Origin of the sequence: Pseudomonas sp. UME65, from assembly GCF_014170225.1 — a bacterium.
In the GTDB taxonomy this organism is placed as follows: Bacteria; Pseudomonadota; Gammaproteobacteria; order Pseudomonadales; family Pseudomonadaceae; genus Aquipseudomonas; species Aquipseudomonas protegens.
The window spans coordinates 496,033-521,637 of the sequence record NZ_LZZQ01000010.1 but is presented as its reverse complement, the minus strand read 5'-3'; the positions used below and the strand labels follow the sequence as shown (position 1 = coordinate 521,637).

The following is a 25,605-nucleotide window of genomic DNA, read 5'->3' as shown; positions in this document are numbered from 1 at the left end:
TTTGCCATGCCCGGCCACGCTGGGCAAGATCCCTCGCCCCGAACCCAAGGAACCTCCTGTGAAACCTGTCGATCTGCTGCGCCTGCTGTCGCTGGCCGCCATCTGGGGCGCGAGCTTCTTGTTCATGCGCATCATCGCCCCGGTACTGGGCAGCGTGCCCACGGCCTTCTTCCGGGTGTCCATCGCCGCGCTCGGGCTGCTGGTGATGCTGGCGTTGATGCGGGTCGACTGGAACTTTCGCGGCAAGCTCAAGACCGTGCTGCTGCTCGGGGTGATCAACTCCGGGATACCCGCGACGATGTACTCGGTGGCGGCCCAGGTGCTGCCCGCCGGCTACTCGGCGATCTTCAATGCCACCACGCCGTTGATGGGGGTGCTGATCGGCGGCCTGTTTTTCCATGAACGCCTGACCCCGAGCAAATTCGCCGGGGTCTGCCTGGGCCTGCTCGGCGTCGGCATCCTGACCCGCGCCGGCCCCGTGGCCTTCGACCGAGACCTGCTGCTGGGCGCCCTGTCCTGCTTGATGGCCACCACCTGCTACGGCTTCGCCGGGTTCCTCGCCCGACGCTGGCTGGACCAGGCCGGCGGCCTGGACAGCCGCCTGTCGGCCCTGGGCAGCATGCTGGGAGCGACCCTGCTGCTGTTGCCGCTGTTCGCCTACAACGCCATCAGCCAGCCGCCCCCCAGCTGGGGTGGCTGGAGCGTATGGCTATCGCTTTTGGGGCTGGGGCTGGGCTGCACCGCGTTTGCCTACGTGCTGTATTTCCGCCTGCTCAGCGCCATCGGCCCGGTGCGCTCGATGACCGTGACCTTCATGATCCCGCCATTCGGCGTACTGTGGGGCGCGTTGCTGCTGGACGAGCCGCTGTCCATGGCCCACCTGTATGGCGGCGCGCTGATTGCCGCCGCGCTGTGGCTGGTGCTCAGGCCGGCGGTGAAGGCCGCAGCCTGAAACAGGCTGCCGGCATCTGCTCAAGGCCTGTTGCGGCCGCCCAGGGTCAAAGCGCGGCGTTGCTCATTTCTCCGTCCACCAGGCGTCGTATACCCAGCGGGTTGGCATTGCGCAGGGCTTCAGGCAGCAGCGCGTCCGGGTAGTTCTGGAAACATACCGGGCGCAGGAAGCGCGCGATCGCCAGGCTGCCCACCGAGGTGCCACGGGCATCCGACGTTGCCGGATAAGGCCCGCCGTGAACCATCGCATCGCAGACTTCGACCCCGGTCGGGTAGCCATTGAGCAATAGCCGGCCGACCTTTTCCTGCAAGACCTCGCTGAGCCAGCGATGCTCCAGCAGTTCCTGTTCCTCGCCGATCAAGGTCGCGGTCAGTTGCCCACGCAGCCCCTGCAAGGCCGCCGCCAGTTCACGCTGATCCGCCACTTCGATGACGATGCTGGCCGGGCCGAAGACTTCCTCCTGAAGCAGTTCATCGCCCTCCAGCAACAGGCTGACATCGGCCTGAAATAGCTGAGCCTGTGCCTGGGCGCCCTGCTGTGGCCGCCCCGCCAGGTGCCGCAAACGTGGATGCTGGTGCAAGGCTGCAAGCCCCTGGCAATAGCTGACCAGCGTGCCGCTGTTGAGCATGGTCTGCGGCGCCTGCTGGTCCATCTGCGTGCTGAACTGCTGGAGAAAGGCGCTGAACTGCGGCGAGCGCAGGCCGATGATCAGGCCAGGATTGGTACAGAACTGACCCGCACCCAAGGTCACCGAACCCGCCAGTTCGGCGGCGATCTGCGAACCCCGGACCCTGAGAGCCTCCGGCAGCAGGATCACCGGGTTGATGCTCGACATCTCGGCGAACACCGGGATCGGCTGCGGCCGGGTCGCGGCCATCTGGCACAAGGCATTGCCACCCTTGAGGGAGCCGGTAAAGCCCACCGCCTGGATCGCCGGGTGCTTGACCAGCCACTCCCCGACCCCGGCTCCGTAGATCATGTTGAACACTCCGGCGGGCATCCCGCTGCGCTGCGCCGCGCGGATGATCGCGTCCGCCACCCACTCGGCGGTCGCCATGTGCCCGCTGTGGGCCTTGAACACCACCGGGCAACCGGCGGCCAGGGCCGCAGCGGTGTCGCCACCGGCGGTGGAGAACGCCAGGGGGAAGTTGCTGGCACCAAACACCGCCACCGGGCCCAGGCCGATGTGGTACTGGCGCAGGTCCGGGCGCGGCAGCGGCTGGCGCTGGGGCAAGGCGCGATCGATGCGTGCAGCATAGAAGTCGCCCCGACGCAGGACCCTGGCGAACAAACGCAACTGGCCGCTGGTACGCCCTCGCTCGCCCTGAATGCGCCCGGCGGGCAAGGCAGTTTCCCGGCAGACAGTGGCGATGAAATCATCCCCGAGGCCGTCCAGTTCATCGGCAATGGCATCGAGAAACTGCGCACGCCGCTCGGCGCTGAGGTTGCGGTACAGCGGGTAGGCCAGCGCCGCGGCCCGGGCCGCGGCATCCACTTCCGCCGCGGTCGCCTGAAAGAAGCTTCCCGGCAGGGCTTGGCCACTGCTGGCATCCAGGCTGTGCAACTGCACCTCGCCCAGAGCGCTGCGGGCGCCACCAATGTAGTTGTGTCCAGACAAGCGAGTCATGAGAATTCCTTGACCGGCGCCAGAGGCCGGTGTTTGAAGATTTACAGGGCCCGTACCTGGCCGATGGCCAAGGGCTGGACGCTTGCACCGATGGTGTTTTCCAGGGGCGCGCCGAAGGCTTCGAGGCTGATCTGGAAGCGGTCGCCGGGGCGCGTGCGTACACCGTCGGCAAAGGACAGGGTGGCGGTGCCGAAGTAGTGCACATGGACGTCGCCGGGACGCAGGAACTGCGCGTACTTGAAGTGGTGGTATTCGAGGTTGGCCAGGCTATGGCACATGTTGTCCTCACCGCTGAGAAACTCCCTTTCCCAGAGCACTTCAGCGTTGCGGATAATGCGGCTGCGGCCCACCAGGTGCCGGGGCAGTTCGCCGACCCGCAATTCCGGGCCGTAGGCGCAGTAGCGCAGCTTCGAGTGGGCCAGGTACAGGTAGTTGCGCCGCTCCATCACATGGTCGGAGAACTCGTTGCCCAGGGCATAACCGACGCGGTACGGCAGTCCATCATCACCGATCACATAAAGGCCGGTGAGCTCCGGTTCCTCCCCCCCATCCTCGGCAAACGGCGGCAGCGGAAAATCGCCGCCGGGACGCACGACAATGCTGCCGTCGCCCTTGTAGAACCATTCCGGCTGGGCCCCCACTTGCCCGGCCTCGGGCTTGCCGCCTTCCAGGCCCCATTTGAAGATGCGCATGGTGTCGGTCATGCCCGCTTCGACCTCGCCGTCATGCTGGTGCATCTTGTCCCGGGTCGAGGCGCTGCCCAGGTGGGTCAGGCCGGTGCCGCTGATCAGGCAATGGGCCGGGTCCTCATGGTCCAGGGGCGGCAGCACCCGGCCCTGCTGCAACAGCTGTGCATAGTCCGGTCCCGGATCACTGCCGCGCAGCTGCGCTTCCTGCTGCAGGCTGCGCTGGTTGCGGATCGCCGCCAGGGCCAGTTCACGGGTGCTGGAGGTGTTGCGCAATACTCGCACTTGCTGCTCTTCGATCACTCCGACCTGACGCTGACCGGTGCTGCTGGCAAATTGAATCAAGCGCATGTTCGCTCTCCCATAGGTGTGTACGGCGCCGCCCGCAAGCGGCGCCCGAGGCTTATTCGATGATGTTGAATTCGCTCAGGTAGTCTTCGGAGATTTCCAGGCCCAGGCCCGGCTTGTGGTCATCGAGCTGGATGTAGCCCTTGACTGGCTGCGGCTCGCCCTTGAACACGTAGTAGAAGAGTTCGTTGCCGACCTCGACGTCGAACACCGGGAAGAACTCGGCCATCGGCGAGGCCGTGGTGGACAGGGTCAAGTGGTAGTTGTGCATCTGCCCGGCATGGGGAATCACAGGCACCGACCAGGCTTCGGCCATGGCGTTGATCTTGCGCGCGGCGGTGATGCCGCCGACGCGGTTGGTGTCGTACTGGATCACGTCGACGGCGCGGCGTTCCAGCAAGTCCTTGAAGCCATAGGAGGTGAACTCGTGCTCACCGCCGGAGATCGGCATGATGCCCATCTTCTTCAGTTCGACGTAGCCTTCGAGGTCGTCGGCGATCACCGGCTCCTCCAACCAGCGCGGCTCGAACTCCGCCAGCTTGGGCAACATGCGCCGGGCGTATTCCAGGGTCCAGCCCATATAGCACTCGAGCATGATGTCCACATCCGGGCCGGCTAGTTCGCGCAGAGCGCGTACCTGCTCGATGTTGCGGCGCATGCCGGCCGGGCCGTCCTTGGGACCGTAGCCGAAGCGCATCTTCAGCGCAGTGAAACCCTGGTTGAGGTAGCCCTGGGCCTCTTCGAGGAACAGGTCGAGATTGTCATTGGCGTAGAGCTTGGAGGCGTAGGTCCAGATCTTGTCCTTGGTGCGCCCGCCGAGGAGCTTGAACACCGGCTTGTTCACCGCTTTGCCCATGATGTCCCAGAGGGCGATGTCGATCGCCGAGATCGCCGCCATGCCGATGCCCTTGCGCCCCCACGCGTGACTCTGACGGTACATTTTCTGCCAGATGTATTCGTTGTCGAAAGGGTCTTCACCGATGGCGATCGGAGCCAGATAGGTGTCGATGATTTCCTTGGCCACCCGCGGCGCCAGGGCGCAATTGCCGATGCCCACCAGGCCGTTGTCGGTTTCCACTTCCACCACCAGCCAGCCGTGGAAACGGAACGAGCCCATGGCATCGCCACGCTCGAAGAGGATGTCCGTGGCATTGGTGCAGAAGTGCGCCTGAGGTGGCACGACTTTGCCTTTCCATTCGAATACACGGGTACGGATCGCGGTGATTTTCATCAGGGGGTTTCCTTGCAAGGCGTGGGTAGTGATCAGCCGACCTGGGACGGTGTGAGCTGTTTGGGAGCTGTCGGGGTGTGCCGAGTATTCAGGCGTGACAACAGGATGGCGCCGAGGATGCCTACCAGAGCCAGGGCGAACATCCCCGCACGTGGATCGGCAAACTGGGTTTCCATCAGGGTCTTGAGGTTCGGCGCGACAAAGCCGCCGAGGTTGCCGATGGAGTTGATCAGGGCGATGCCGCCGGCCGCCGCGGCACCGCTGAGGTAGCCGGTGGGGATGGTCCAGAACAGCGGCTGCACGGCGACGAAGCCGGCGGCGGCGAAACAGAAGGCCAGGACCACCGGGACCATGCTGCTACCCAGCGCGGAAGCAGCGATGCCCAGGGCGGCCATGGTCAGCATCACCACCGCCAGGCGCTGATGCTGACCACTGCGGTCGGCATAACGGGTCACCAGGCGGGTCACCAGCAGGGCACAGATCCACGGAATCGCGGTGATCAGCCCGACGCTGAGGCCCACGTGGCCGTCCAGCAGCCCGGCGATGCGTGTCGGCAGGTAGAACACCACGCCGTAGACGCTCATCTGGATGGTGAAGTAGGCCAGGCAGAATTGCAGGACCCGGGGATTGCGCAGGGCACTGAGGAAGCCGTGGGGGCTGCTGTCCTTTTTCCTTGCGTCCTCTGCGGCCAGGGCGTCATGCAGCGCCTGCTTCTGCTCGACGCTCAACCAGCGCGCATCGCCGGGACGATCCACCAGGTAGAAGTAGGCGGCGATGCCGACCACCGACGCCATCAGGCCCTCGACCACGAACAGCCATTGCCAGTTGGTCAGGCCGAACACCCCATGGAATTCCAGCAACCAGCCCGACAGCGGGCTGCCGAGGACCAGCGCCAGGGGTAGGCCGAAGTAGAACAGCCCCAGGGCCTGGCCCCGGCTCTGGACCGGAAACCAGTAGGTGAGGTAGAGAATGATCCCCGGGAAGAAGCCGGCCTCGGCCACGCCCAGAAGAAAACGCAGCACATAAAACGTCTGGGCGTTGTGAGCGAACATCATCGCCGCCGACACCAGACCCCAGGTGACCATGATCCGGCACAACCAGACCCGCGCACCGAGGCGATGCAGCATGTAGTTGCTGGGCACTTCGAAGAAGGCGTAGCCAATGAAGAAAATGCTCGCGCCAAAAGCGAAGGCTGCATCGCCGAGGCCGGTGTCGGCTTGCAGCGCCGCCTTGGCGAAGCCGACGTTGGAACGGTCGATAAAGGCCAGGATGTACATCAGGATCAGGAAGGGCAGCAGACGCAGCCGGCTTTTGGAGATGGCGCTGGCGAGCGCCAGCGCAGAATCTGGACGGGTCATGTGGAGGTTCCTTGAGTGCCGGTCAGGCCTTGCGCAAGGGACAAGGCGGGCTTTTTGTAGTTGTTCGATCGCTGAGCGAGTGGCTGGCAGCCGCTCAATCGATGAGGCGACTTTAGCCAGCGCCGACAGCAGCGGCTAATCACTTATGGGCATCCAACGATAACCACAGGTGATCGCCGGAGGGCTTTTATTGCCTTTTAGGGTTATCGGAGATATCTCGTTCCTTTCGCGGGCAAGCCGACGCCTGCAGCCATGCCGGCCAAGGCGCTCTAGCAAACGGCGGATGCCAGAAAGCATTCCCATGCCAAGGCATGGGAATGCGGGAACCAGGAAATGCTCCGATCAGTGGCGGTGGGCGCCCATGCGGCAAGCGATCTCGAAGGCCTGGCGTCGCCCTGAACCTTGAGGAAGATGGTGTCGCCCGGGTAAGGCCCGTCGGTGGCGATGCCCAGAGCCTGGGCGGCCTTCACCGCCGGGCCGATGATCATCCTGTGTACCTGGGCGCGCTTGGCGCGCTATTGGCTGACCCTGCTGCGCAGCACTCTGGTGGGCTGCTGGATGGGCATCACGCCCGGTGGCCCGACTGCGGCCTCGTTCATGAGCTACAGCCTGGCGCGGCCCTTCTCCAAGCACCGAGAGAACTTCGGCAAGGGCGAAATCGAAGGCGTGATCGCCCCGGAAACCGCCGACCAGGCTGCCGGCACCAGCGCCCTGCTGCCGATGCTGACCCTGGGCATTCCCGGCTCTGCCACCGCTGCGGTAATGCTTGGCAGCCTGATGATCTGGGGGCTGCACCCGGGGCCGACACTGTTCGTCGAGCAGCACGATTTCGTCTGGGGGCTCATCGCCAGTATGTACCTGGGCAACGTGGTCAGCCTGATCGTGGTGCTGGTCACCGTGCCGCTGTTCGCCTCGATCCTGCGAATTCCGTTCTCGATCATTGCACCGATCATCATGGTCTGCGCCATTGGTGCCTACTCGGTGCACAACGCCTTCTTCGACGTGGTGCTGATGCTGTTCTGGCCGCTGCTGTCTGCCGACCTGCAGCGGCTGCTTCAGCGCCGTGCAGAAAGCTGAACGAACATCCCCTGGCCCAATGAGCCCCTACCCTTGACGTAGCCCCTGGCAAGGCCTGGCATTTATTGTCAGGCTTGCCGCTGCCTTTTACTGCGAGCCCGGCCCATGACCAAGATTCCTGATGCCAATGTGATCCACAGCCGCCTGCGCCTGCGACAACTGCGGCTGATGCTGGCCTTGCAGGAGTTCGGCTCGCTACGCCGCGCAGCGGACAACATTGGCATGACCCAACCAGCAGCCACCAAGATGCTCCACGAAGCGGAGGACCTGCTGGGTGTGGAGCTGTTCGAACGCCTGCCTCGGGGCATGCGTCCCACGCCCTTCGGCGAGACAGTGATCTACTACGCACAGATGGTCTTCGCCGAGCTCAGCGGCATGCGTGAGGAACTGGTGGCACTGGAATCCGGCAACCTCGGGCGGGTCGCCGTCGGAGCCATTCCGGCCCTGGCCTCGGGACTGCTTACGCGGACAATCGCCACTCTCAAGCAAAGCCATCCACGGTTGTCCATGAGCATTCAGGTCGACACCAGCGACGTGCTGGTACAGGCCTTGCTCCAGGATCAACTGGACATCGTCCTGGGCAGGATTCCCGGCGGCGCACGGGCCGAGGAACTGCTCTTCGACAGCCTGGGTGAAGAGGCCCTGTGCGTGATCGCCGGGGTGCAGAATCCACTGGCGCAAGCCACGCACCTGAGCTGGGCACAATTGCAGAACGAGACCTGGGTCTTGCAACAGCATCCCAGCCCCATGCGCTCGATCATCAACCAGGTGTTTCACAACGCCCGGGTCGATATCCCCAGCAGCATCGTCGAGACCACCTCGATCATGACCTTGCTGTCTCTGGTGCAGCAGACCGACATGATTGGTGTTACACCGGTTTCGGTAGTCGAAGACTATCCCGGGCGTCACCTGTTGGCGGTGCTGCCGATCCAGTTCGAGGCGCGCTTGCCGCCCTTCGGGTTGATCACCCGGCGGCACCGCATCCAGTCATCGGCGATGCAGGCCTTCATGAACTCGGTTCGCAAGGAACACGGGCTGAGCCGAGACTGAATCCCGCCAAGGGGCTCAGGGAACGTTCAGGGTGATCAGGTAGGCGCCCGAGGTCACGGCCTTGCCGGCCTGGTCGATAACGGCATAGTGCTGGTCGTAATAGCGCCCCTCGCGCCCGCTGTCGGCCAGGAGCTTGACCTTGACTACGGAGTTTCCCGGGCCGCTGGCGCTGGCCAGCGGGCCGACCCGCCGAACGTCAATGGATCCCCCGCGCGAGCCCTGAGGGCACTGCCGCAAGTTCAGCCCATCGCTGGCAGCATTGGAGGTGCAGTTGGACTCTACGATCTTGCCGTAAAAACGGATGATGCCTTGCCCTGAGGGAGTGGCGGCAAGGCAACTGCCCGATAGCCCAAGGAACAGACTCAAAGCAGTGGAAGCAAGCGCTACGTTCATCCTGACTCTCCTTGTGTGTAAGGACTGTATCGTCAGTCTAGGTACGGGCTTTAGCTTTTGAGAAAAGTCTGATGGACAGTTTGGAGGCATTAGAAAAGAAGTCCAATCAACTGGTTATCAAAATCACCTGCAAGCGTTGCTCAGGCGACTCTTCGAGCTGCCTCACGCGGCGCTGAAGCCCTATCCCAATGCAGTTGGCGAGTACCTTTTCGACAATGATGCCATATGGCCACCATTCGACATAAAAGTCGACCCTTCATGCCATAAATAGGGAAAACAACCGACCGGGCATTGCACCCGGCCGGTGTCGTCAGCGACGGCGCGCAGAGCTCACGCCGCCCAGGGCGGTCAAGGCTGCTTGCGGAACACGAACACCAGCCCGACGATGATCAGGCCCATGCCCACCAGGCTCAGCAGCCCCAGGCGGTTGCCGAAGAACAGGTAGTCCATCAGCGCGGTCACCGCGGGCACCAGGTAGAACAGGCTGGTGACATTCACCAGGTTGCCCTGGGCAATCAGCCGATACAGCAACAGCGTGGCCAGCACCGACACCACCAGCCCCATCCACAGCAGTGGAATCACGAAACCTGCACTGTGCTCGAAGTGAAACGGCTGGAACGGCACGAACAGCGCGCACAGCAGCAGCCCTGCCAGGTACTGCACCGGCAGCGTGCCCAGGGGATTGTCGGTGATGCGTTTCTGCATGATCGAACCGGCGGTCATGCTGACCAGGGCCAGCAGCCCGCACAGCATGCCGGTGATGGACATCCCCGCCAGGCCGATGCTCTGGTAGACCACCATCACCAGCCCGGCCAGCCCCAGGCTCAGGCCAAACAGCCGGCTCCAGGAGCGCTGGCGCTCCATCAGCACCACCGTGAGGATCGGCTGCACCCCCATGATGGTGGCCATGACCCCGGGGGTCACCTTCAGGTCCAGGGCCAGGATGTAGAAGATCTGGTAGGCCCCCAGCAGCACCAGGCCGGTGGCCACGGCAAAGCCCATGGCCCGGCGCCCACGGGGCAACCTGAGCTTGAGCAGGGGCGCCAGCAGCATCAGGCCGATCAGGGCAATGACGAAGCGCAGCAGCAGGAAGGCAAAGGGTGAAGCGTGGGCCAGGCCCCATTTGGAGAAGATGGCGCCACTGCTCCACAGCAGGACGAACAGGCTCGTGGAAGCGGCCGCGAGCGCGGACTTTTTTGAAATGAGCAACATGAAAACCACCTGTAATCAGGCAAGAAGCCAATTCAGCCGAGGCTGAAGTTCAGTAGTGTTTTTTTCAGGCGGGCGCAGGGAACAGCAGCGGTTGCTGATCAGCCCGAGAAGCCAACGCCCGGCGGTGATACGACTGCGTACACCGGCGTGCTACTGACAGGTGGGGGGTAATGACCGATCTGCACAGGCTGCTGATTCCCGCACGGCACGACGCCAGCGTTGACCGCTGAAACCACTACCGCGTTGAGAAGGGAAAAGGCCATGTACTGATGGTTCTCGAGAGAGGAAAAACCTGAGTCGCTGGACTCATCGGACGCCGAATATAACCAGCGCCCGATATTCATTGCAAGATTTATCCGAACAGCCACTTCCACAGGACTACCAGCACCACCACTGCCAGCACCGGGCGCAGGATGCGGTACAGCTTGGGATGGCGGCGCTTCCACTGCTTGACCACGCCACTGAAGCTGTCGCTGAAGCGCTTGCTCCAGGCGTAGGCCTGGTTGATCCCGCCGACACGCTCGTCATCCAGGTTCTGCGGCGCGGTGGCGCGGCCCAGTTGGGCGCTGACCCAACGGTTGATGCGGGTCATCAGGCGGCTGCTCAGCGGACGCTCGATGTCGCAGAACAGGATCACCCGGGTGATCTCGGTTTCGTTCTTCACCCAATGCACGTAGGTCTCGTCGAACATCACGTCTTCACCGTCGCGCCAGGCGTACTCCTGGCCATCGACGAAGATCCGGCAGGCGTCGGAGTTGGGGGTCGACAGGCCCAGGTGATAACGCAGGGAACCGGCGAAGGGATCGCGGTGCGGGTTGAGGTGGCTGCCGCCGGGCAACAGCGCGAACATCGCGCCCTTGACGTTGGGAATCGCGCTCACCAGCTCGACGGTCTTCGGGCACAGGGCCTCGGCCGAGGGCAGCGGCTTGTCGTACCACTTGAGGTAGAAGCGCTTCCAGCCCTTCTTGAAGAAGGAACCGAAACCGGCATCGTTGTTCTTCTCGGCGGCGCGGATGTAACCCTCGTCGAACAGGTGCATGGCCTCTTCGCGGATCACTTCCCAGTTGTCCCGCAGGATGTCCAGCTCGGGAAACTTGCTGCGGTCCAGGTACGGCTTGGAAGGCACCCCGGAGAACAGGTACATCAGGGCGTTATAGGGGGCGAACAGCGCCGAATGGTTGACGAACTGGCGCAGTACCGGCAGACGCGCCTTGCCGCGCAGGTGCACGTAGAGAATGCTGCCGACGAACAGCGACAACACCGCGACCTTGGCGGTAAAGGAAAAGCTCATGCAACGACTCCTTGGAAATAGGCACCTGTAGGGGGAGCGTTCACCCGACCTGGCAGCCGGCAATGATAAACACTCCTGGGCCCTTTAAAAAACCCGCACAACCCAACATTCAGCGTTAACGGTTATGCAACAAAGGCGTTAAGTAGCATAAGCAGCCAGGCCCTGGCCTGATATGGGTCAGCATTCGCCGGCAAGCCGGCTCCTGCGGGCGAATGCCTGATCCGTGCTTACTGCTGGTTTTCCTGCTCGGTGAACAGGTCGCTGAAAAGCATGCTCGACAGGTAGCGCTCACCGGAGTCCGGCAGGATCACCACGATGGTCTTGCCCTGCATTTCCGGGGTTTCCGCCAGGCGTACCGCCACCGCCATCGCCGCGCCGCAGGAGATGCCGCAGAGGATGCCCTCTTCCTGCATCAGCCGCAGGGCCATGGCCTTGGACTCTTCATCGGTCACCAACTCCACCCGGTCGACCATCGCCAGGTCCAGGTTCCTGGGCACGAAACCGGCGCCGATGCCCTGGATCTTGTGGGGGCTGGGCTTGATCTCTTCACCGGCGAGTTTCTGGGTGATCACCGGAGAAGTCGCCGGCTCCACCGCCACCGAGAGAATCGGCTTGCCCTGGGTCTTCTTGATGTAGCGCGACACACCGCTGATGGTGCCCCCTGTGCCAACCCCGGCCACCAGCACGTCCACCGCGCCGTCGGTATCGTTCCAGATTTCCGGACCGGTGGTCTTTTCGTGGATCGCCGGGTTGGCCGGGTTATCGAACTGCTGCGGCATGAAGTACCTGGCCGGGTCGCTGGCAACGATTTCCGCCGCCTTTTCGATCGCCCCCTTCATGCCCTTGGCCGGCTCGGTGAGCACCAGCTCGGCGCCCAGGGCCTTGAGCACCTTGCGCCGCTCGATGCTCATGGACGCCGGCATGGTCAGCATCAGCTTGTAGCCACGGGCGGCGGCGACGAAGGCCAGGCCGATCCCGGTGTTGCCCGACGTGGGCTCGACGATGGTCATGCCCGGCTTGAGCTTGCCGCTGCTTTCGGCGTCCCAGATCATGTTCGCGCCGATCCGGCACTTCACCGAATAGCCCGGGTTGCGTCCTTCGATCTTGGCCAGGATGGTCACCCCGCGCGGGGCGATGCGGTTGATCTGCACCAAGGGCGTATTGCCGATGGAATGGGCGTTATCAGCAAAAATTCGGCTCATGGCTGGGTCCTTATGCAGCAGTGAAGAAGTCCCCAAGGGTATGCCTGGCGCCCTTGAGCGTCCAGTCGCGCAACACCCGGGCCAGCCGGGCCAGTCGTGCCTATGCAAGAGACACATCAGCGACGCCGAGTTCATGGCCCGGCTCCTGCGTTCCCCGAACCTGCGCCCCAGGCCCCCCCCGGGAACATTGACTCGAACGTCTGCCAACGGACGCAGTCAATGCCTGTATACGGCTGGAGGCTGCTGATCATGAAAGCTCGTTACCGTTGGCCCCTGTGGGTCCTGGCAAGCCTGGTGGTGCTGCTGGTGGCCCTGCATATCGCCCTGCCCTACCTGGTGCGCGACTACTTGAACGACAAGCTGGCGGACATGGGCGACTACCGCGGACGCATCAGCGACATCGACCTGGCCCTGTGGCGCGGCGCCTACCGCATCAATGGCCTGGAGATCGTCAAGGTCAGCGGCAAGGTGCCGGTGCCCTTCGTCAAGGCGCCGCTGATCGACCTCTCGGTGAGCTGGCATTCGCTGTGGTACGACCACGCGGTAGTGGCCAAGGTGCAGTTCATCCAGCCGGAGCTGAACTTCGTCGACGGCGGGGCCGACAAGCAGGCATCGCAGACCGGTGAGGGCACCGACTGGCGAGCCCAACTGGGCAAGCTGCTGCCCATCACCCTCGACGAAGTGCGGATCGATGACGGCAAGATCCACTTTCGCAACTTCAGCTCCAAGCCGCCGGTGAACATCGGCGCGACCCAGGTCAACGCCAGCTTCTACAACCTGACCAACGTGGTGGACACCCAGGGCAAGCGCGATGCGCGCTTCGACGGCAAGGCCCTGCTCCAGGGCCAGGCGCCCATGGAAAGCACCGCCACCTTCGACCCCTTGAGCAACTTCGAGAACTTCGAGTTCCGCCTGCGGGCCCGGGATATCGAGCTCAAGCGCTTCAACGACTTCGCCTCGGCCTACGGCAAGTTCGACTTCAATGCCGGGCACGGTGACGTGGTGATCGAAGCCCAGGCCGAGAAGGGCCAGTTGCACGGCTATATCAAGCCGCTGTTGCGGGACGTGGAAGTCTTCAACTGGCAGCAGGACGTGGAGAACCGCAACAAGAGCATTTTCCGCTCGGTGTGGGAGGCCCTGGTGGGCGCCGGGGAAAACCTCCTGAAGAACCAGCGCAAGAACCAGTTTGCCACCCGGGTCGAACTCAGCGGCAGTGTGCACCAGCAAGATATCAGCGCGTTCCAGGCGTTTTTGCAGATTTTGCGCAATGGGTTCATCCAGGCCTTCAATGCCCGTTACGAACAACCCAAGCCCTCGCCTGACTGAGTCACCCCGTGACGCTCCATTCAGAGACTGAATGGGGCGTCCACGTTCACAGTCGACCGGGCAGCGCGTTATAGTCGCGCCATCACTCCCCATTCAATCGACCTGCCCCGGGCAGCTCGCCGTCACCGTTCGAGGAATTGCAGATGAAGTTCGAAGGCACCAGCGCATATGTCGCCACCGATGACCTGAAGCTGGCAGTCAATGCCGCCATCACCCTGGAGCGTCCGCTGCTGGTCAAGGGCGAACCCGGCACCGGCAAGACCATGCTTGCCGAGCAACTGGCCGAATCCTTCGGCGCCAAGCTGATCACCTGGCACATCAAGTCCACCACCAAGGCCCACCAGGGCCTGTACGAGTACGACGCGGTCAGCCGCCTGCGCGATTCGCAACTGGGCGTGGACAAGGTGCACGACATTCGCAACTACCTGAAGAAGGGCAAGCTGTGGGAGGCCTTCGAATCCGAGGAGCGGGTGATCCTGCTGATCGACGAGATCGACAAGGCCGACATCGAGTTCCCCAACGACCTGCTGCAGGAACTCGACAAGATGGAGTTCTACGTCTACGAGATCGACGAGACCATCAAGGCCAAGCAGCGGCCGATCATCATCATTACCTCCAACAACGAGAAAGAGCTGCCGGACGCCTTCCTGCGTCGCTGCTTCTTCCACTACATCGCCTTCCCCGACCGCACCACCCTGCAGAAGATCGTCGATGTGCACTACCCGGACATCAAGAAGGACCTGGTCAGCGAAGCCCTGGACGTGTTCTTCGATGTGCGCAAAGTGCCGGGCCTGAAGAAGAAGCCCTCGACCTCGGAACTGGTGGACTGGCTCAAGCTGCTGATGGCCGACAACATCGGCGAAGCGGTGCTGCGCGAGCGCGATCCGACCAAGGCCATCCCGCCCCTGGCCGGCGCCCTGGTGAAGAACGAGCAGGATGTGCAATTGCTCGAACGCCTGGCGTTCATGAGCCGTCGCGGTAGTCGTTAAGAGGCTGATGCCATGCTGCTCAACCTGTTCAATGAAATGCGCGCGGCCAAGGTGCCGGTGTCGGTGCGCGAGCTGCTGGACCTGATCAACGCGCTCAAGCAGCGCGTGACCTTCGCCGACATGGACGAGTTCTACTACCTCGCCCGGGCGATCCTGGTGAAGGACGAACGGCATTTCGACAAGTTCGACCGGGCCTTCGGCGCCTACTTCAACGGCCTGGAAAAACTCGACGACCACCTGCAGGCGCTGATCCCCGAGGATTGGCTGCGCAAGGAGTTCGAGCGCTCGCTGACGGATGAAGAGCGGGCGCAGATCCAGTCCCTGGGCGGCCTGGACAAACTCATCGAAGAGTTCAAGAAACGCCTGGAAGAACAGAAGGAACGCCATGCCGGCGGCAACAAGTGGATCGGCACCGGCGGCACCAGCCCGTTCGGCTCCGGTGGCTTCAACCCGGAAGGCATCCGCGTCGGCGATGCTGGCAAGCGCCAGGGCAAGGCGGTGAAAGTCTGGGACCAGCGCGAGTACAAGAACCTCGACGACTCGGTGGAACTGGGCACCCGCAACATCAAGGTGGCCCTGCGCCGGCTGCGCAAGTTCGCGCGCCAGGGTGCGGCGGAGGAGCTGGACATTGACGGCACCATCGACCACACCGCCCGGGATGCCGGGCTGCTGAACATCCAGATGCGCCCGGAACGGCGCAACAGCATCAAGTTGCTGTTGCTGTTCGACATCGGCGGTTCCATGGATGCCCACGTGAAGATCTGCGAGGAACTGTTCTCGGCCTGCAAGACCGAGTTCAAGCACCTGGAGTACTACTACTTCCACAACTTCATCTATGAGTCGGTGTGGAAGAACAACATGCGCCGCGGCTCCGAGCGCACCTCGACCCAGGACCTGCTGCACAAGTACGGCGCCGACTACAAAGTGATCTTCGTCGGGGATGCCGCCATGGCGCCCTATGAAATCACCCAGGCCGGCGGCAGCGTGGAGCACTGGAACGAAGAAGCCGGCTACGTGTGGATGCAGCGCTTCATGGAGAAGTACAAGAAGCTTATCTGGATCAACCCCTATCCCAAGGACACCTGGGGCTACACCGCTTCGACCAATATCGTTCGCGAGTTGATCGAAGACCAGATGTACCCCCTGACCCTGCGTGGCCTGGAAGAAGGCATGCGCTTCCTGTCCAAATAAACCCGTTCGCCAGCAAGCCGGCTCCTACAGGGCGATGTAGGAGCCGGCTTGCCGGCGAAGCTTTCAGCCCCTCACCCGAACCGGCGCAGGAACGCCACCTGCTGCCGATGCGCCGTTTCCTGTACCACCGGCGCCAGGCGCACTTCGCTGCCCGGCAGGCACTGCGCCAACCGCGCCAGTGATAGCGGCGTCAACGCTCCCAATCGCGGATAGCCGCCAATGGTCTGGCGGTCATTGAGCAGGATGATCGGCTGGCCGTCCGGCGGCACCTGGATCGCCCCCAGGGGAATGCCCTCGGAAATCATCGGCCGGCCCTGATACTGCAAGACCGGCCCGAGCAAGCGCGCGCCCATGCGGTCGGCCCGGCTGTCCAGGCTCCAACTGCTATTGAAGGCATCGAACAGGCTCAGACCGCTGAACTGGCCGATCTGCGCCCCCAGGATCACCTCCAGCGGTGCAGCGGATTGCCAATCCGGCAGTTGTTCCGCCGACAGGCTCTTGAGCGCACCGCCAGCTCCCGAATAACTCAACACCCCACCCTCGCTCAGGGCGCGGCCATAACCATCGGGGCCACCCAGGGCTTCACGCAACACACTGGCGCAACTGCCCAACACCTTGGGCGCGTCGAAACCGCCAGGGGCGGCCAGATAGGCCCGGGCCCCAGAAAATGGCTGGGTGAATCGCAGCCGCTGGCCCTTTTGCAGGATGAAACTGCGCCCCGGGGTCAAAGGCCGCTCATCCACATAGGCCCCAAGATCAGCCCCGGCCAAAGCCAGCAGGCAATAGTCCTCGGCCTGCAGGGTGAAACCGCCCAGGGTGATTTCCACCACCGGCGCATCCAGGGCATTGCCCAGCAGCCAGTTGGCCCAGGACATCGACACCCAGTCCAGCGCGCCGCCCTGGGTCACGCCCAGGTGGCGCACGCCAAAGCGCCCGGCATCCTGTAGCAGGCACAGCGGGGTGCTGGCCTCGATCGTCAGTCGGCTCATGCCGGCACCTCCAGTGGCGTGTCATTGCCCCCCAGGCGCAGGAACTCGGCCCGCTCCACTGGGGCAAAGCGCACCCGGTCCCCCGGTTGCATCAGGCTGTAGCCGTCGCGCTCGCGGTCGAACAACCGGCTCGGGGTGCGGCCGATCAGGTTCCAGCCCCCCGGCGATACCACCGGGTAAGCCGCGGTCTGCCGTTCGGCGATCCCCACACTGCCCGCCGCCACCCGCTTGCGCGGGGTGTTCAGCCGCGGCGCCGCGAGTGCCTCCTCCACCAGCCCCATGAAGGCAAACCCGGGAGCGAAGCCCAGGGCAAACACTTGATATTCACGCTGGCTGTGACGCTCGATCACCTCGGCCACCGACAGCCCGCTGCGCCGGGACAACAGCACCAGTTCCGGCCCGACACTGAGGTCGTACCACACCGGCAGCACGTGCTCGCGCCCGGCCTGGGTGGTGCCGGGCGCCAGGTCGGCCAAGGCGATCTCGATCCGCTGCCGGGCCTCGGACGGGCTCAGCGCCAGCAAATCGTAATGCACCATCAGCGTGGTATAGGACGGCACCAGGTCGACCAGAGACTCGCCGAAGGCCCGCCGCAGCCCTTCGGCGGCGGCCAGCATCCAGGGCATGTTGTCCTCGGCGATCACCTCGAACAGCCGCACCATCAGGCAGTCGATGGCGACTACTTCAACCTGTGGCTTCATAGGCCGGACTGCTGGTTCAGGGCCTCGCGAATGCGCTGCACCGCCGCCACCGAACTGGCGTTGTCGCCATGCACGCACAGTGTGTTGGCGTGCAGCAGCAAGGCGCTGCCGTCGCTGGCGGCCAGGGGCTCGCCGCGGGCGATGGTCAGGGCCTGCTGGAGGATGGTTTGCGCGTCATGGTGCACCGCCCCCGGCAACTGCCGCGACACCAGATGCCCGGCGTTGTCGTAGGCGCGATCGGCAAAGGCTTCGAACCACAGGGTCACGCCGTACTCATCGCCCAGGGCCTGGGCCGCGCTGTTGTCGCGGGTGGCCATGAGCATCAGCGGCAGTTGCGGGTCGTAGGCTGCCACGGCCTGGATCACCGCCCGCAGTTGCGCAGGCTTGGCCATCATGTCGTTGTACATCGCGCCATGGGGTTTGACGTACTCGACCCGGCCGCCCTGGGCTCGGCAGATGCCGTCCAGCGCACCGATCTGATAGTGCAGCAGGTCCTGGATTTCCTCGGGCGAGTAGCTCATGGAGCGGCGGCCAAAGCCGGCCAGGTCCTGGTACGCCGGATGGGCACCGATGCGCACGCCATTGGCCAGGGCCAGGGCCACGGTCTTGCGCATGATGCCCGGGTCACCGGCGTGGAAACCGCAGGCGATGTTGGCGCAGTCGATAAAGGGCATGACTTCGGCATCCAGGCCCAGGGTCCAGTTGCCAAAGCTTTCGCCGATGTCGCAATTCAATAACAGGCGGCTCATGGTCAGTGTTCCTGTGTTTTTTATAAGGGGTCAGCTGCGGGGCAGCGCTGGCAATGCCCCGCAGATTATCAGTTAGCGTGCCTCAAGTTCCTTGCCGCGGGTTTCCGGCAGGCTCAAGGCTGCCAGCACCACCACGCCGTAGGACACCGCGGCAAAGGTGCCGATGGCCGCGCCCAGCGGCACATGCTGGCTGAGCAGGCCGATCAGCAGGGGGAACAGCGCCGCCAGCGCCCGGCCGCTGTTGTAGCAGAAACCCTGGCCGGAACCGCGGATGCGGGTGGGGAACAGTTCGGTGAGGAACGCTCCCATGCCGCTGAAGATGCCCGAGGCGAAAAAGCCCAGGGGAAAGCCCAGCCAGAGCATCACCGCGTTGCTCACCGGCATTTGCGTATAGAGCAGGACGATGGTGAAAGAGCCGGCGGCGAACAGTACGAAGTTCTTCTTGCGCCCGAGAATATCGGTCAGGTAGGCGCTGATCACATAGCCCATGTAGGAGCCGAAGATCACCATGGCCAGGTAGCCGCCGGTGCTCAGCACGCTCAGGCCACGCTCGGTCTTGAGGAAGGTCGGCAGCCAGAAAGTGATGGCGTAGTAGCCGCCCTGGGCCCCCGCCGCCAACAGCGATGCACGCAGGGTGGTGCTGAGGATCCCCGGGGCGAAGATCTCGTAGAACCGGGCCGGGTTGCTGGGCTCTTCCCGGGCCCGGGTTTGGCGATAGACCTCAGGGTCCTTGACCAGGCGGCGGACGAAAATCACGAAGATCGCCGGCAGGATGCCCAGCAGGAACAGCCCGCGCCAGGCGTCTTCCGGCGGCAGCAGGGAGAACAGCAGCGCATATAGCAACGCCGTTATGCCCCAGCCCAGGGCCCAGCCGGACTGCACCATGCCCACCGCCTTGCCACGGTTCTTGGCACGGATCACCTCGCCGATCAGTACCGCCCCGGCGGTCCACTCGCCACCGAAGCCGAAGCCCATCAGGGTCCGGGCGATCAGCAACTGCTCGTAGTTCTGCGCCAGGCCACACAAAAAGGTAAAGAATGCGAACCACAGGACCGTGAGTTGCAACGTGCGCACCCGGCCAATGCGGTCGGAGAGGATCCCGGCGATCCAGCCCCCCAGGGCGGAGGCCAGCAAGGTACTGGTATGGATCAGCCCGGCTTCGGCGGAGGTGATGCCCCACAGTGCGATCAGGGTCGGGATCACGAAACTGAGCATCTGCGTGTCCATGCCATCCAGGCCATAACCGAGCTTGCAGCTCCAGAATGTCCGGCGCTCCTGCTGGTTGATGTCCCGGTACCAGTCAAACGGGCCGGCGCGGCGCGGGGCCTTGGCGGCCAGTGTTTCGGGCGCACTCATGGCGATCTCCAGGGTAATTTATTGGTGTTGTTCTGGGCCCCGACGACGCATATCGTGGGTTGGCGCATTCTTCGGCTCGAGCGCCAACTGCGTCCAACTAATAAAAACTGCCCTTATGCATAAGAAAAGTTGATCCCATGAACCTCAAGTTCCTCGAAACCTTCGTCTGGGTCGCGCGGCTGAAGAGCTTCAGCCACACCGCGGAAAAACTCTTTACCACCCAGGCGGCGATCTCCAGCCGCATCGCGGTGCTGGAGGGCGAACTGGGCGTGAAGCTGTTCCTGCGCGACTCCCGGGGCGTCAGCCTGACCCCGGAAGGCGTCAAGGTGCTGGAGCACGCCGAGCAGATGCTCGACACCCTGCAGGTGCTGAAACAGTCCATCCAAGCGCCGTCGAGCAAGGTCGGGCGGGTTCGCATCGGGGTCATGGATACGGTGATCCACACCTGGCTCAGCCCCCTGGTGGCAGAGATGATGGACCACTACCCGCAAGTGGAAATCGAGCTGGTGGCCGACACCTCACTGAACCTGTGCGACCAGCTGCAAAAAGGCTTTCTCGACCTGGTGCTGCAAACCGACCTGCTGCGCCAGGAAAGCATCCGCAGCCTGGAACTGGCCAGCTATCCCATGGGCTGGATCGCCGCCAGCAACTCGATCTACAACCGCGACTACGCCAACGTCGCCGAGCTGGCCCGGGAACGGATCGTCACCTACTCGAAGAACTCCCTGCCCCACCAGCAGGTGCTGAGCCTGATGCAGGCCAACGGCGTGCTGGCGCCGCGGCTCAATTGCGTCAACTCGGTGTCGGCCATCACCCGCCTGCTGCGGGACGGCTTCGGCATCGGCGCCCTGCCGCCGGTGCTGGTGCGCGAGGAACTGGCCCGGGGCGAACTGACCCTGCTGGCCATCGAACAGCGCCCGCCGAACCTGCAAGTGGTGGTGTCGTGGCGGGTGGGAGTGGAATTGGTGGAGGACATAGTCGAGCTGTGCCAGCGCGTGGTGCAGCGCTATGGGCAGAAGGTCGGCGCGGATTACCTGGTGCTCAGCGAACCCCAGTGAACATCGCCATCGCCCCCCTCGTAGGAGCTGGCTTGCCAGCGACCCGCGCGCTGCGGTGTGTCAGGCACGCCGCTTTCGCCGGCAAGCCGGCTCCTACACAGAAAACAAAATCGATACGGCTCCCGTAGGAGCTGGCTTGCCAGCGAAGGCGATCTTCAGTCAGGCGCAAGCCACGCGGCCCCCTTCGCCGGCAGCCGGCTCCTACAGGGGGTCAGAGGCCTTTGAGGTCGCGCTCTTCAATCGGGCGGCTCTGGCGCAGGCGCTTGCCGCCCAGCACTACCCAGTCGATCAGCCGGTACAGGCATTCCAGGCCGAAGGACAGCAGCAAGGCGCCACTGATACCCCAGATCATGGCTTCCGGGGTCAGCAGGATCTGGTAGCTGTAGCCGTCCCAGGTTTCCTTGCGGATTTCCGGGTCGGGGGCCAGGGCCACTTGCAGCAGGCGGATGTACCAGGGCCCCTGCATCGCCTGGTATTGCTTGTCCAGGGCCAGCTGGCGGCTGAGCAAGCCGCTCAGGCTCTCGGCATCGCTGCGAAACACCGGATCGTCGCTGGCCCGGTAATGGGCCACCAGGGCGTTCATGTCGCCCTTGAAGAATTGCTGCGCGGTGCCCTGGAAGCCCTGCAGGCTGTGCTGCGACTCGATCAGATGCGCCTCGACGCGCTTGGCGTAATCACTGATGAAACCCGGCACTTGCACACCGATCAACAGGCCGGCGGCGAACAGCACCAGCCGCAGATAACTGAGCAACATAGGGATGTCCTTATTCGGTCTGGCCATGGCTGACGCATTCACCGCGCCGCCACAGGCTCCACTGGCCCGGCTGGTAGCGGGTCCAGGTTTCGTTTTCGGTCAAGGGTTCAGTGGCGATCACCGTGACCACGTCGTTGGGCGTGGTTTCGGCCTGGAAGTCGACGATCACATCCACATCCTTCAGCCGCGCCGGGCCGAATGGGGCGCGCCGGGTGATCTGCGCCAGTTTGGTCGAGCAATAGCAGAACAGCCAGTCACCGTCGCTGAGCAGGCCATTGAACACGCCCTTGCTGCGGTATTCGCTGCAGGCCTGGATCAGGGTCGGCAGCAGTTCCTCGATTTCCACCGGCTCGGGAAAGGCGGCCCGCACCCGGTTCAGCAGGTCACAGAAAGCCGCTTCGCTGTCGGTATCGCCCACCGGGCGGTAGAAGCTGGCCTGGGGCTGGAAATCCGCCAACTGGCCATTGTGCGCAAAGCACCAGTTGCGGCCCCACAGCTCGCGGACAAAAGGATGAGTATTGGCCAGGCAGACCTTGCCGACGTTGGCCTGGCGGATATGGCCGATCACCACTTCGCTCTTGATCGGGTAACGCTGAACCAGGTTGGCCACTTCCGACTCGCTGCTGGCCGCCGGGTCCTGGAACAGGCGCAGGCCGCGGCCTTCATAGAAAGCGATGCCCCAGCCGTCGCGATGGGGGCCGGTGCGGCCGCCGCGCTGCATCAGCCCGGTAAAGCTGAAGACGATATCGGTCGGTACATTGGCGCTCATGCCCAACAACTCACACATGCTCGGACTCTCGCTTCAATGCCGGGGGCAGCGTTACAAACGCGGTTCGACCCGCGTATTCAGGGGGGTGCCGGCTGCAGGCTGGCGGCCGTAACGGTCATTGCCGGCGCCACCGAAGGGCTGGTCATCCTCCACTTCGGCAGCCTTGGCGGCAGCTTTCGCCGCTTCGTTGCGTTCCCGGCGCTCCCTGGCCGCGCGCTCGACGGGCCAGCGGATCAGCACGAACAGCAGGTAGACGCCAAAGGCGATCATGCCGTACATGAACAGGTCGGATACCGCACGCCAGGCGTTGTTGCCGACCTTGAAGGCTATATCCAATGCGGTGATGGCCACGGCCGGGGCAAATTTTTCCTTGACCGGGTCGATGATGGTCGGGCTGAACAGCAGCACCGCCACCAGCACTCGCAGCGGTTCGCGCAGCCAGCGCCACATCCAGCGGGTCAGGCGCATCCACACCAGCAGGCAGCCCAAGGCGGCGAAGGCATAGAGCCCCCAGGCGATCAGATAGTCGTTCTCGGTCATGGTGTCCATGGCAAGGCAGGCAAAGAGGCGCTTATGATAACGACTTTTGCCGTGTCAGGCTGCACCGCCGTCTGCCCAGCCCTCATTTGTCATCGCCCGAGAGCCACCCATGCCCTTAACCGCCAACGACAGCAGCGCCCCGATTGCCCACAAGACCGAAGGCGCTGACCCGTATGCCTGGCTGCAGGAACGCGACACCGACGCGGTGCTCGATTACCTGAAGGCTGAAAACAGCTACCTGGACGCCCAGTTGGCGCATCAGGGGCCCCTGCGTGAAACGCTGTTCCAGGAGATCAAGGGGCGGATCCTCGAAACCGACCTGTCCCTGCCCTCGCCCTGGGGCCCGTACCTGTACTACACCCGCACCACCGCCGGCGACGAATACGCCCGCCACTACCGCTGCCCGCGCCCGGCGGACGACAGCCTGACGGTGGACGAAAGCCGCGAGCAACTGCTGCTGGACCCCAACGCCCTGGCCAATGGCGGCTTCTTCTCCCTCGGGGCCTTCAGCATCAGCCCCGACCACCAGCGCCTGGCCTACAGCCTCGACACCACTGGGGAGGAAATCTACACCCTGTTCGTCAAGGAGCTGGCCAGCGACAAAGTCAGCGAGCTGTCCTTCGACAACTGCGACGGCAGCATGACCTGGGCCAACGACAGCCTGACCCTGTTCTTCGGCGAGCTGGACGATACCCACCGCCCGCACAAGCTGTTGCGCTACCGGCTGGATGGCACCGCCGCCGAGGAAGTGTTCCACGAGCCGGACGGACGCTTCTTCCTGCATTGCTACCGTTCCAGCTCCGAACGCCAACTGCTGCTGTCCCTGGGCAGCAAGACCACCGGCGAGACCTGGGCCCTGGACGCCACGCAGCCCCAGCTGCCGTTCACTTGCCTGGCGCCGCGGGTCGAAGGCCATGAATACGATGTCGACCACGGCCTGCTGGACGGCCAATGGACCTGGTTCATCCGCAGCAACCGCGACGGCATCAACTTCGCCCTCTACCAGGCAGAAGACAACGGCGCGATCCCCGAGCAGGACGACTGGCAACTGCTGGTGCCGCACAACCCCGAAGTGATGCTCGACGGCGTGACCCTCAACGCCGGCGCCATGACCCTGAGCCTGCGCGAAGGCGGCCTGCCGATCATCGAAGTGCACCCCCGGGACCTGCCGGTATACCGCGTGCAACTGCCGGATGCGGCCTACAGCCTGCACGTGCAGAACAGCCTGGAGTTTTCCAGCGAGCGCATCCGCCTGCGCTACGAGGCCCTGAACCGCCCGGCCCAGGTGCGCCAGTTGCAACTGGCCGACGGCCAGCAGCAGGTGCTGAAGGAAACCCCAGTACTGGGCCCGTTCGACCCCGATGCCTACGTCAGCCAGCGCCTCTGGGCCACCGCCGCCGACGGCACCCAAGTGCCCATCAGCCTGGTGGTCAAGCGCGACTGCCTGGGCCAGCCGACGCCGCTGTACCTCTACGGCTACGGTGCCTACGGCGAAAGCCTCGACCCCTGGTTCTCCCACGCCCGCCTGAGCCTGCTCGATCGCGGCGTGGCCTTTGCCATTGCCCACGTGCGTGGCGGCGGCGAGCTGGGTGAGGCCTGGTACCGCGCCGGCAAGCAGGAACACAAGCAGAACACCTTCAGCGATTTCATCGCCTGCGCCGAACACCTGGTCGCCCAGGGCCTGACCAGCGCCCAGCAGTTGGCCATCAGCGGCGGCAGCGCCGGCGGCCTGCTGATCGGCGCGGTACTCAACCAGCGCCCCGAGCTGTTCAAGGTCGCTATCGCCGAAGTGCCCTTCGTCGATGTGCTCAACACCATGCTCGACCCGGAGCTGCCGCTGACCGTCACCGAATATGACGAATGGGGCAATCCCGAAGAACCCGAGGTCTACGCACGGATCAAGGCCTACGCGCCCTACGAGAACGTGCGCGCCCAGGCCTACCCTGCGCTCCTGGTGATCGCTGGCTACAACGACAGCCGCGTGCAGTACTGGGAAGCGGCCAAATGGGTGGCCAGGTTGCGGGCCACCAAGACCGACGGCAACCCGCTGCTGCTCAAGACCGAACTGGGGGCCGGCCATGGCGGCATGAGCGGGCGTTACCAGGGATTACGTGACGTAGCCCTCGAATACGCCTTTATCCTGAACATTCTGGGCCTGGCCTGAGGAACTCCCGGCGGCGTTCCTGTCTTAACCCAGAACGCCACCGGCAACCGCCGGACCGGGCCCGCGCCCGTGTAACAGACACAAGAAAAAGACCGTGACCCCATGTCCGAACCCACCTTACTGAACAACGAGATCCGCGACTGGCTGATGGACTGCGGCCTGTTCGACCAGTTGTTGCCCGCCGACTTCAACGCTGCGGCCGGCTACTTCAGCATCAGCAGCATCGCCGAGGGCGAAGCGATCTTTCATGAGGGCGATGCCGGCAGCTTCATGTGCATCATCCACAGCGGCCAGGTAGCTGTGCAAAAGCGCAACCACGACGGCCAGCCCCTGACCATCGCGACCCTGCGCAGCGGCCGGGCCTTTGGCGAAATGGCGGTGCTCGATGGCGAGCGACGTTCGGCTACCTGCGTGGCCGCCAGCCATTGCCAGTTGCTCAACCTGGGCAAGGACTCCCTGGAGAAGATGCTCAACGATGCGCCAAAGATCGCCGCCAAGATCATCCGCGCCCTGGCCGTGTCGCTGTCAAAGCGGCTGCGCATGGCCGACGGCCAGTTGCTCGCGCAGCAGATCTGAGCCCCGGGGTACCCTC

23 protein-coding genes and 2 pseudogenes are annotated in these 25,605 nt (G+C 63.9%); 9 read left to right on the top strand and 16 right to left on the bottom strand.

Annotation, left to right across the window (positions count from 1 at the left end):
* Positions 1 to 58 precede the first annotated feature (58 nt).
* Positions 59 to 952 carry a DMT family transporter gene (locus tag A9971_RS10160; protein ID WP_183000550.1) on the top strand — a complete coding sequence of 298 codons (894 nt, stop codon included), beginning with the start codon at positions 59 to 61 and terminating at the stop codon, positions 950 to 952.
* Between the two features lie 46 nt (positions 953 to 998).
* On the opposite strand, the gene A9971_RS10155 is transcribed toward A9971_RS10160, so the two are convergent.
* The 5 genes and pseudogenes from A9971_RS10155 to A9971_RS10135 all read right to left on the bottom strand — a co-directional run.
* Entirely contained in the window at positions 999 to 2,579 is a 1,581-nt protein-coding gene (locus tag A9971_RS10155) for an aldehyde dehydrogenase (NADP(+)) (protein WP_103290533.1), read from the bottom strand.
* 41 nt (positions 2,580 to 2,620) lie between these two features.
* Positions 2,621 to 3,616, bottom strand: a complete 996-nt coding sequence (gene araD1 / locus A9971_RS10150) for an AraD1 family protein (protein ID WP_015634566.1) — start codon at positions 3,614 to 3,616, stop codon at positions 2,621 to 2,623.
* A gap of 52 nt (positions 3,617 to 3,668) precedes the next feature.
* Entirely contained in the window at positions 3,669 to 4,844 is a 1,176-nt protein-coding gene (locus A9971_RS10145; protein WP_019093325.1) for an L-rhamnonate dehydratase, read from the bottom strand.
* A gap of 32 nt (positions 4,845 to 4,876) precedes the next feature.
* Positions 4,877 to 6,202: an MFS transporter gene (locus A9971_RS10140; RefSeq protein WP_183000549.1), complete on the bottom strand. Its 1,326-nt coding sequence runs from the start codon at positions 6,200 to 6,202 to the stop codon at positions 4,877 to 4,879.
* A gap of 383 nt (positions 6,203 to 6,585) precedes the next feature.
* Positions 6,586 to 6,687 (bottom strand): annotated as a pseudogene (locus A9971_RS10135) (4-hydroxythreonine-4-phosphate dehydrogenase PdxA); the annotation flags it as partial.
* On the opposite strand from A9971_RS10135, the pseudogene A9971_RS10130 reads away from it, so the two are divergent.
* Positions 6,680 to 7,255, top strand: a pseudogene (locus A9971_RS10130) (tripartite tricarboxylate transporter permease); the annotation flags it as partial. The pseudogenes A9971_RS10135 and A9971_RS10130 overlap by 8 nt on opposite strands.
* A gap of 129 nt (positions 7,256 to 7,384) precedes the next feature.
* Positions 7,385 to 8,329, top strand: a complete 945-nt coding sequence (locus A9971_RS10125) for a LysR family transcriptional regulator (protein ID WP_019093322.1) — start codon at positions 7,385 to 7,387, stop codon at positions 8,327 to 8,329.
* Between the two features lie 15 nt (positions 8,330 to 8,344).
* Here A9971_RS10125 and A9971_RS10120 read toward each other — a convergent pair whose 3' ends face one another.
* From A9971_RS10120 to cysK, 4 genes are all read right to left on the bottom strand, one after another.
* On the bottom strand, positions 8,345 to 8,722 hold the full coding sequence (locus A9971_RS10120) for a hypothetical protein (RefSeq protein ID WP_015634561.1): 378 nt from the start codon (positions 8,720 to 8,722) through the stop codon (positions 8,345 to 8,347).
* Between the two features lie 348 nt (positions 8,723 to 9,070).
* A complete protein-coding gene (locus A9971_RS10115; protein ID WP_019093320.1) occupies positions 9,071 to 9,934 on the bottom strand; it encodes a DMT family transporter in 864 nt (287 codons plus the stop codon).
* Positions 9,935 to 10,286: 352 nt separating this feature from the next.
* The gene (locus tag A9971_RS10110) at positions 10,287 to 11,225 is read right to left on the bottom strand and encodes an aspartyl/asparaginyl beta-hydroxylase domain-containing protein (RefSeq protein ID WP_011059858.1); all 939 of its coding nucleotides are present in this window, start codon (positions 11,223 to 11,225) and stop codon (positions 10,287 to 10,289) included.
* Positions 11,226 to 11,452: 227 nt separating this feature from the next.
* Positions 11,453 to 12,427, bottom strand: a complete 975-nt coding sequence (cysK, locus tag A9971_RS10105) for a cysteine synthase A (protein WP_011059857.1) — start codon at positions 12,425 to 12,427, stop codon at positions 11,453 to 11,455.
* Between the two features lie 249 nt (positions 12,428 to 12,676).
* On the opposite strand from cysK, the gene A9971_RS10100 reads away from it, so the two are divergent.
* The 3 genes from A9971_RS10100 to A9971_RS10090 all read left to right on the top strand — a co-directional run bounded on the left by A9971_RS10100 (position 12,677) and on the right by A9971_RS10090 (position 15,933).
* Positions 12,677 to 13,753: a DUF748 domain-containing protein gene (locus A9971_RS10100; protein WP_053156838.1), complete on the top strand. Its 1,077-nt coding sequence runs from the start codon at positions 12,677 to 12,679 to the stop codon at positions 13,751 to 13,753.
* 143 nt (positions 13,754 to 13,896) lie between these two features.
* Complete coding sequence (locus A9971_RS10095; RefSeq protein ID WP_011059855.1) at positions 13,897 to 14,742, top strand: MoxR family ATPase; 846 nt, start codon at positions 13,897 to 13,899, stop codon at positions 14,740 to 14,742.
* A 12-nt stretch (positions 14,743 to 14,754) separates the two neighbouring features.
* The gene (locus tag A9971_RS10090) at positions 14,755 to 15,933 is read left to right on the top strand and encodes a VWA domain-containing protein (RefSeq protein WP_011059854.1); all 1,179 of its coding nucleotides are present in this window, start codon (positions 14,755 to 14,757) and stop codon (positions 15,931 to 15,933) included.
* A 71-nt stretch (positions 15,934 to 16,004) separates the two neighbouring features.
* On the opposite strand, the gene A9971_RS10085 is transcribed toward A9971_RS10090, so the two are convergent.
* From A9971_RS10085 to A9971_RS10070, 4 genes are all read right to left on the bottom strand, one after another.
* Positions 16,005 to 16,922 (bottom strand): biotin-dependent carboxyltransferase family protein, encoded by a 918-nt coding sequence (locus tag A9971_RS10085; protein ID WP_019093317.1) that lies wholly within the window; start codon positions 16,920 to 16,922, stop codon positions 16,005 to 16,007.
* On the bottom strand, positions 16,919 to 17,623 hold the full coding sequence (gene pxpB / locus A9971_RS10080; protein WP_015634556.1) for a 5-oxoprolinase subunit PxpB: 705 nt from the start codon (positions 17,621 to 17,623) through the stop codon (positions 16,919 to 16,921). Before pxpB ends, A9971_RS10085 begins: the two co-directional genes overlap by 4 nt.
* The gene (locus A9971_RS10075) at positions 17,620 to 18,372 is read right to left on the bottom strand and encodes a 5-oxoprolinase subunit PxpA (RefSeq protein ID WP_015634555.1); all 753 of its coding nucleotides are present in this window, start codon (positions 18,370 to 18,372) and stop codon (positions 17,620 to 17,622) included. Before A9971_RS10075 ends, pxpB begins: the two co-directional genes overlap by 4 nt.
* 72 nt (positions 18,373 to 18,444) lie before the next feature.
* On the bottom strand, positions 18,445 to 19,728 hold the full coding sequence (locus tag A9971_RS10070) for an MFS transporter (protein ID WP_011059850.1): 1,284 nt from the start codon (positions 19,726 to 19,728) through the stop codon (positions 18,445 to 18,447).
* A 137-nt stretch (positions 19,729 to 19,865) separates the two neighbouring features.
* Between A9971_RS10070 and A9971_RS10065 the strand changes: the two genes are divergently transcribed.
* Complete coding sequence (locus A9971_RS10065) at positions 19,866 to 20,786, top strand: LysR family transcriptional regulator (protein WP_011059849.1); 921 nt, start codon at positions 19,866 to 19,868, stop codon at positions 20,784 to 20,786.
* Between the two features lie 211 nt (positions 20,787 to 20,997).
* Here the strand turns inward: A9971_RS10065 and A9971_RS10060 are convergent, their stop codons facing one another.
* From A9971_RS10060 to A9971_RS10050, 3 genes are read right to left on the bottom strand one after another with little or no spacing between them, the layout of a single operon-like run.
* The gene (locus tag A9971_RS10060) at positions 20,998 to 21,540 is read right to left on the bottom strand and encodes a DUF2937 family protein (protein ID WP_011059848.1); all 543 of its coding nucleotides are present in this window, start codon (positions 21,538 to 21,540) and stop codon (positions 20,998 to 21,000) included.
* Between the two features lie 10 nt (positions 21,541 to 21,550).
* Entirely contained in the window at positions 21,551 to 22,327 is a 777-nt protein-coding gene (locus tag A9971_RS10055) for a class II glutamine amidotransferase (protein WP_011059847.1), read from the bottom strand.
* A 33-nt stretch (positions 22,328 to 22,360) separates the two neighbouring features.
* Positions 22,361 to 22,858: an MFS transporter gene (locus tag A9971_RS10050; protein ID WP_123430222.1), complete on the bottom strand. Its 498-nt coding sequence runs from the start codon at positions 22,856 to 22,858 to the stop codon at positions 22,361 to 22,363.
* A gap of 100 nt (positions 22,859 to 22,958) precedes the next feature.
* Here A9971_RS10050 and A9971_RS10045 point away from each other — a divergent pair, with 100 nt between their 5' ends.
* Together A9971_RS10045 and A9971_RS10040 are read left to right on the top strand one after the other, a co-directional pair.
* Positions 22,959 to 25,013, top strand: a complete 2,055-nt coding sequence (locus A9971_RS10045; protein ID WP_183000548.1) for a S9 family peptidase — start codon at positions 22,959 to 22,961, stop codon at positions 25,011 to 25,013.
* A gap of 102 nt (positions 25,014 to 25,115) precedes the next feature.
* On the top strand, positions 25,116 to 25,589 hold the full coding sequence (locus A9971_RS10040; RefSeq protein ID WP_011059844.1) for a cyclic nucleotide-binding domain-containing protein: 474 nt from the start codon (positions 25,116 to 25,118) through the stop codon (positions 25,587 to 25,589).
* Positions 25,590 to 25,605: the final 16 nt, after the last annotated feature.

What these genes read in the sequence shown, in the direction of transcription:
- pxpB (WP_015634556.1), bottom strand. Translation starts at nt 17,623, where the DNA reads ATGAAGCCACAGGTTGAAGTAGTCGCCATCGACTGCCTGATGGTGCGG.
- A9971_RS10100 (WP_053156838.1), top strand. Translation starts at nt 12,677, where the DNA reads ATGAAAGCTCGTTACCGTTGGCCCCTGTGGGTCCTGGCAAGCCTGGTG.
- A9971_RS10095 (WP_011059855.1), top strand. Translation starts at nt 13,897, where the DNA reads ATGAAGTTCGAAGGCACCAGCGCATATGTCGCCACCGATGACCTGAAG.
- araD1 (WP_015634566.1), bottom strand. Translation starts at nt 3,616, where the DNA reads ATGCGCTTGATTCAATTTGCCAGCAGCACCGGTCAGCGTCAGGTCGGA.
- A9971_RS10120 (WP_015634561.1), bottom strand. Translation starts at nt 8,722, where the DNA reads ATGAACGTAGCGCTTGCTTCCACTGCTTTGAGTCTGTTCCTTGGGCTA.
- A9971_RS10045 (WP_183000548.1), top strand. Translation starts at nt 22,959, where the DNA reads ATGCCCTTAACCGCCAACGACAGCAGCGCCCCGATTGCCCACAAGACC.
- A9971_RS10075 (WP_015634555.1), bottom strand. Translation starts at nt 18,372, where the DNA reads ATGAGCCGCCTGTTATTGAATTGCGACATCGGCGAAAGCTTTGGCAAC.
- A9971_RS10155 (WP_103290533.1), bottom strand. Translation starts at nt 2,579, where the DNA reads ATGACTCGCTTGTCTGGACACAACTACATTGGTGGCGCCCGCAGCGCT.
- A9971_RS10065 (WP_011059849.1), top strand. Translation starts at nt 19,866, where the DNA reads ATGAACCTCAAGTTCCTCGAAACCTTCGTCTGGGTCGCGCGGCTGAAG.
- A9971_RS10085 (WP_019093317.1), bottom strand. Translation starts at nt 16,922, where the DNA reads ATGAGCCGACTGACGATCGAGGCCAGCACCCCGCTGTGCCTGCTACAG.
- A9971_RS10125 (WP_019093322.1), top strand. Translation starts at nt 7,385, where the DNA reads ATGACCAAGATTCCTGATGCCAATGTGATCCACAGCCGCCTGCGCCTG.
- A9971_RS10090 (WP_011059854.1), top strand. Translation starts at nt 14,755, where the DNA reads ATGCTGCTCAACCTGTTCAATGAAATGCGCGCGGCCAAGGTGCCGGTG.
- A9971_RS10110 (WP_011059858.1), bottom strand. Translation starts at nt 11,225, where the DNA reads ATGAGCTTTTCCTTTACCGCCAAGGTCGCGGTGTTGTCGCTGTTCGTC.
- A9971_RS10140 (WP_183000549.1), bottom strand. Translation starts at nt 6,202, where the DNA reads ATGACCCGTCCAGATTCTGCGCTGGCGCTCGCCAGCGCCATCTCCAAA.
- A9971_RS10145 (WP_019093325.1), bottom strand. Translation starts at nt 4,844, where the DNA reads ATGAAAATCACCGCGATCCGTACCCGTGTATTCGAATGGAAAGGCAAA.
- A9971_RS10060 (WP_011059848.1), bottom strand. Translation starts at nt 21,540, where the DNA reads ATGTTGCTCAGTTATCTGCGGCTGGTGCTGTTCGCCGCCGGCCTGTTG.
- A9971_RS10070 (WP_011059850.1), bottom strand. Translation starts at nt 19,728, where the DNA reads ATGAGTGCGCCCGAAACACTGGCCGCCAAGGCCCCGCGCCGCGCCGGC.
- A9971_RS10115 (WP_019093320.1), bottom strand. Translation starts at nt 9,934, where the DNA reads ATGTTGCTCATTTCAAAAAAGTCCGCGCTCGCGGCCGCTTCCACGAGC.
- cysK (WP_011059857.1), bottom strand. Translation starts at nt 12,427, where the DNA reads ATGAGCCGAATTTTTGCTGATAACGCCCATTCCATCGGCAATACGCCC.
- A9971_RS10050 (WP_123430222.1), bottom strand. Translation starts at nt 22,858, where the DNA reads ATGGACACCATGACCGAGAACGACTATCTGATCGCCTGGGGGCTCTAT.
- A9971_RS10055 (WP_011059847.1), bottom strand. Translation starts at nt 22,327, where the DNA reads ATGTGTGAGTTGTTGGGCATGAGCGCCAATGTACCGACCGATATCGTC.
- A9971_RS10040 (WP_011059844.1), top strand. Translation starts at nt 25,116, where the DNA reads ATGTCCGAACCCACCTTACTGAACAACGAGATCCGCGACTGGCTGATG.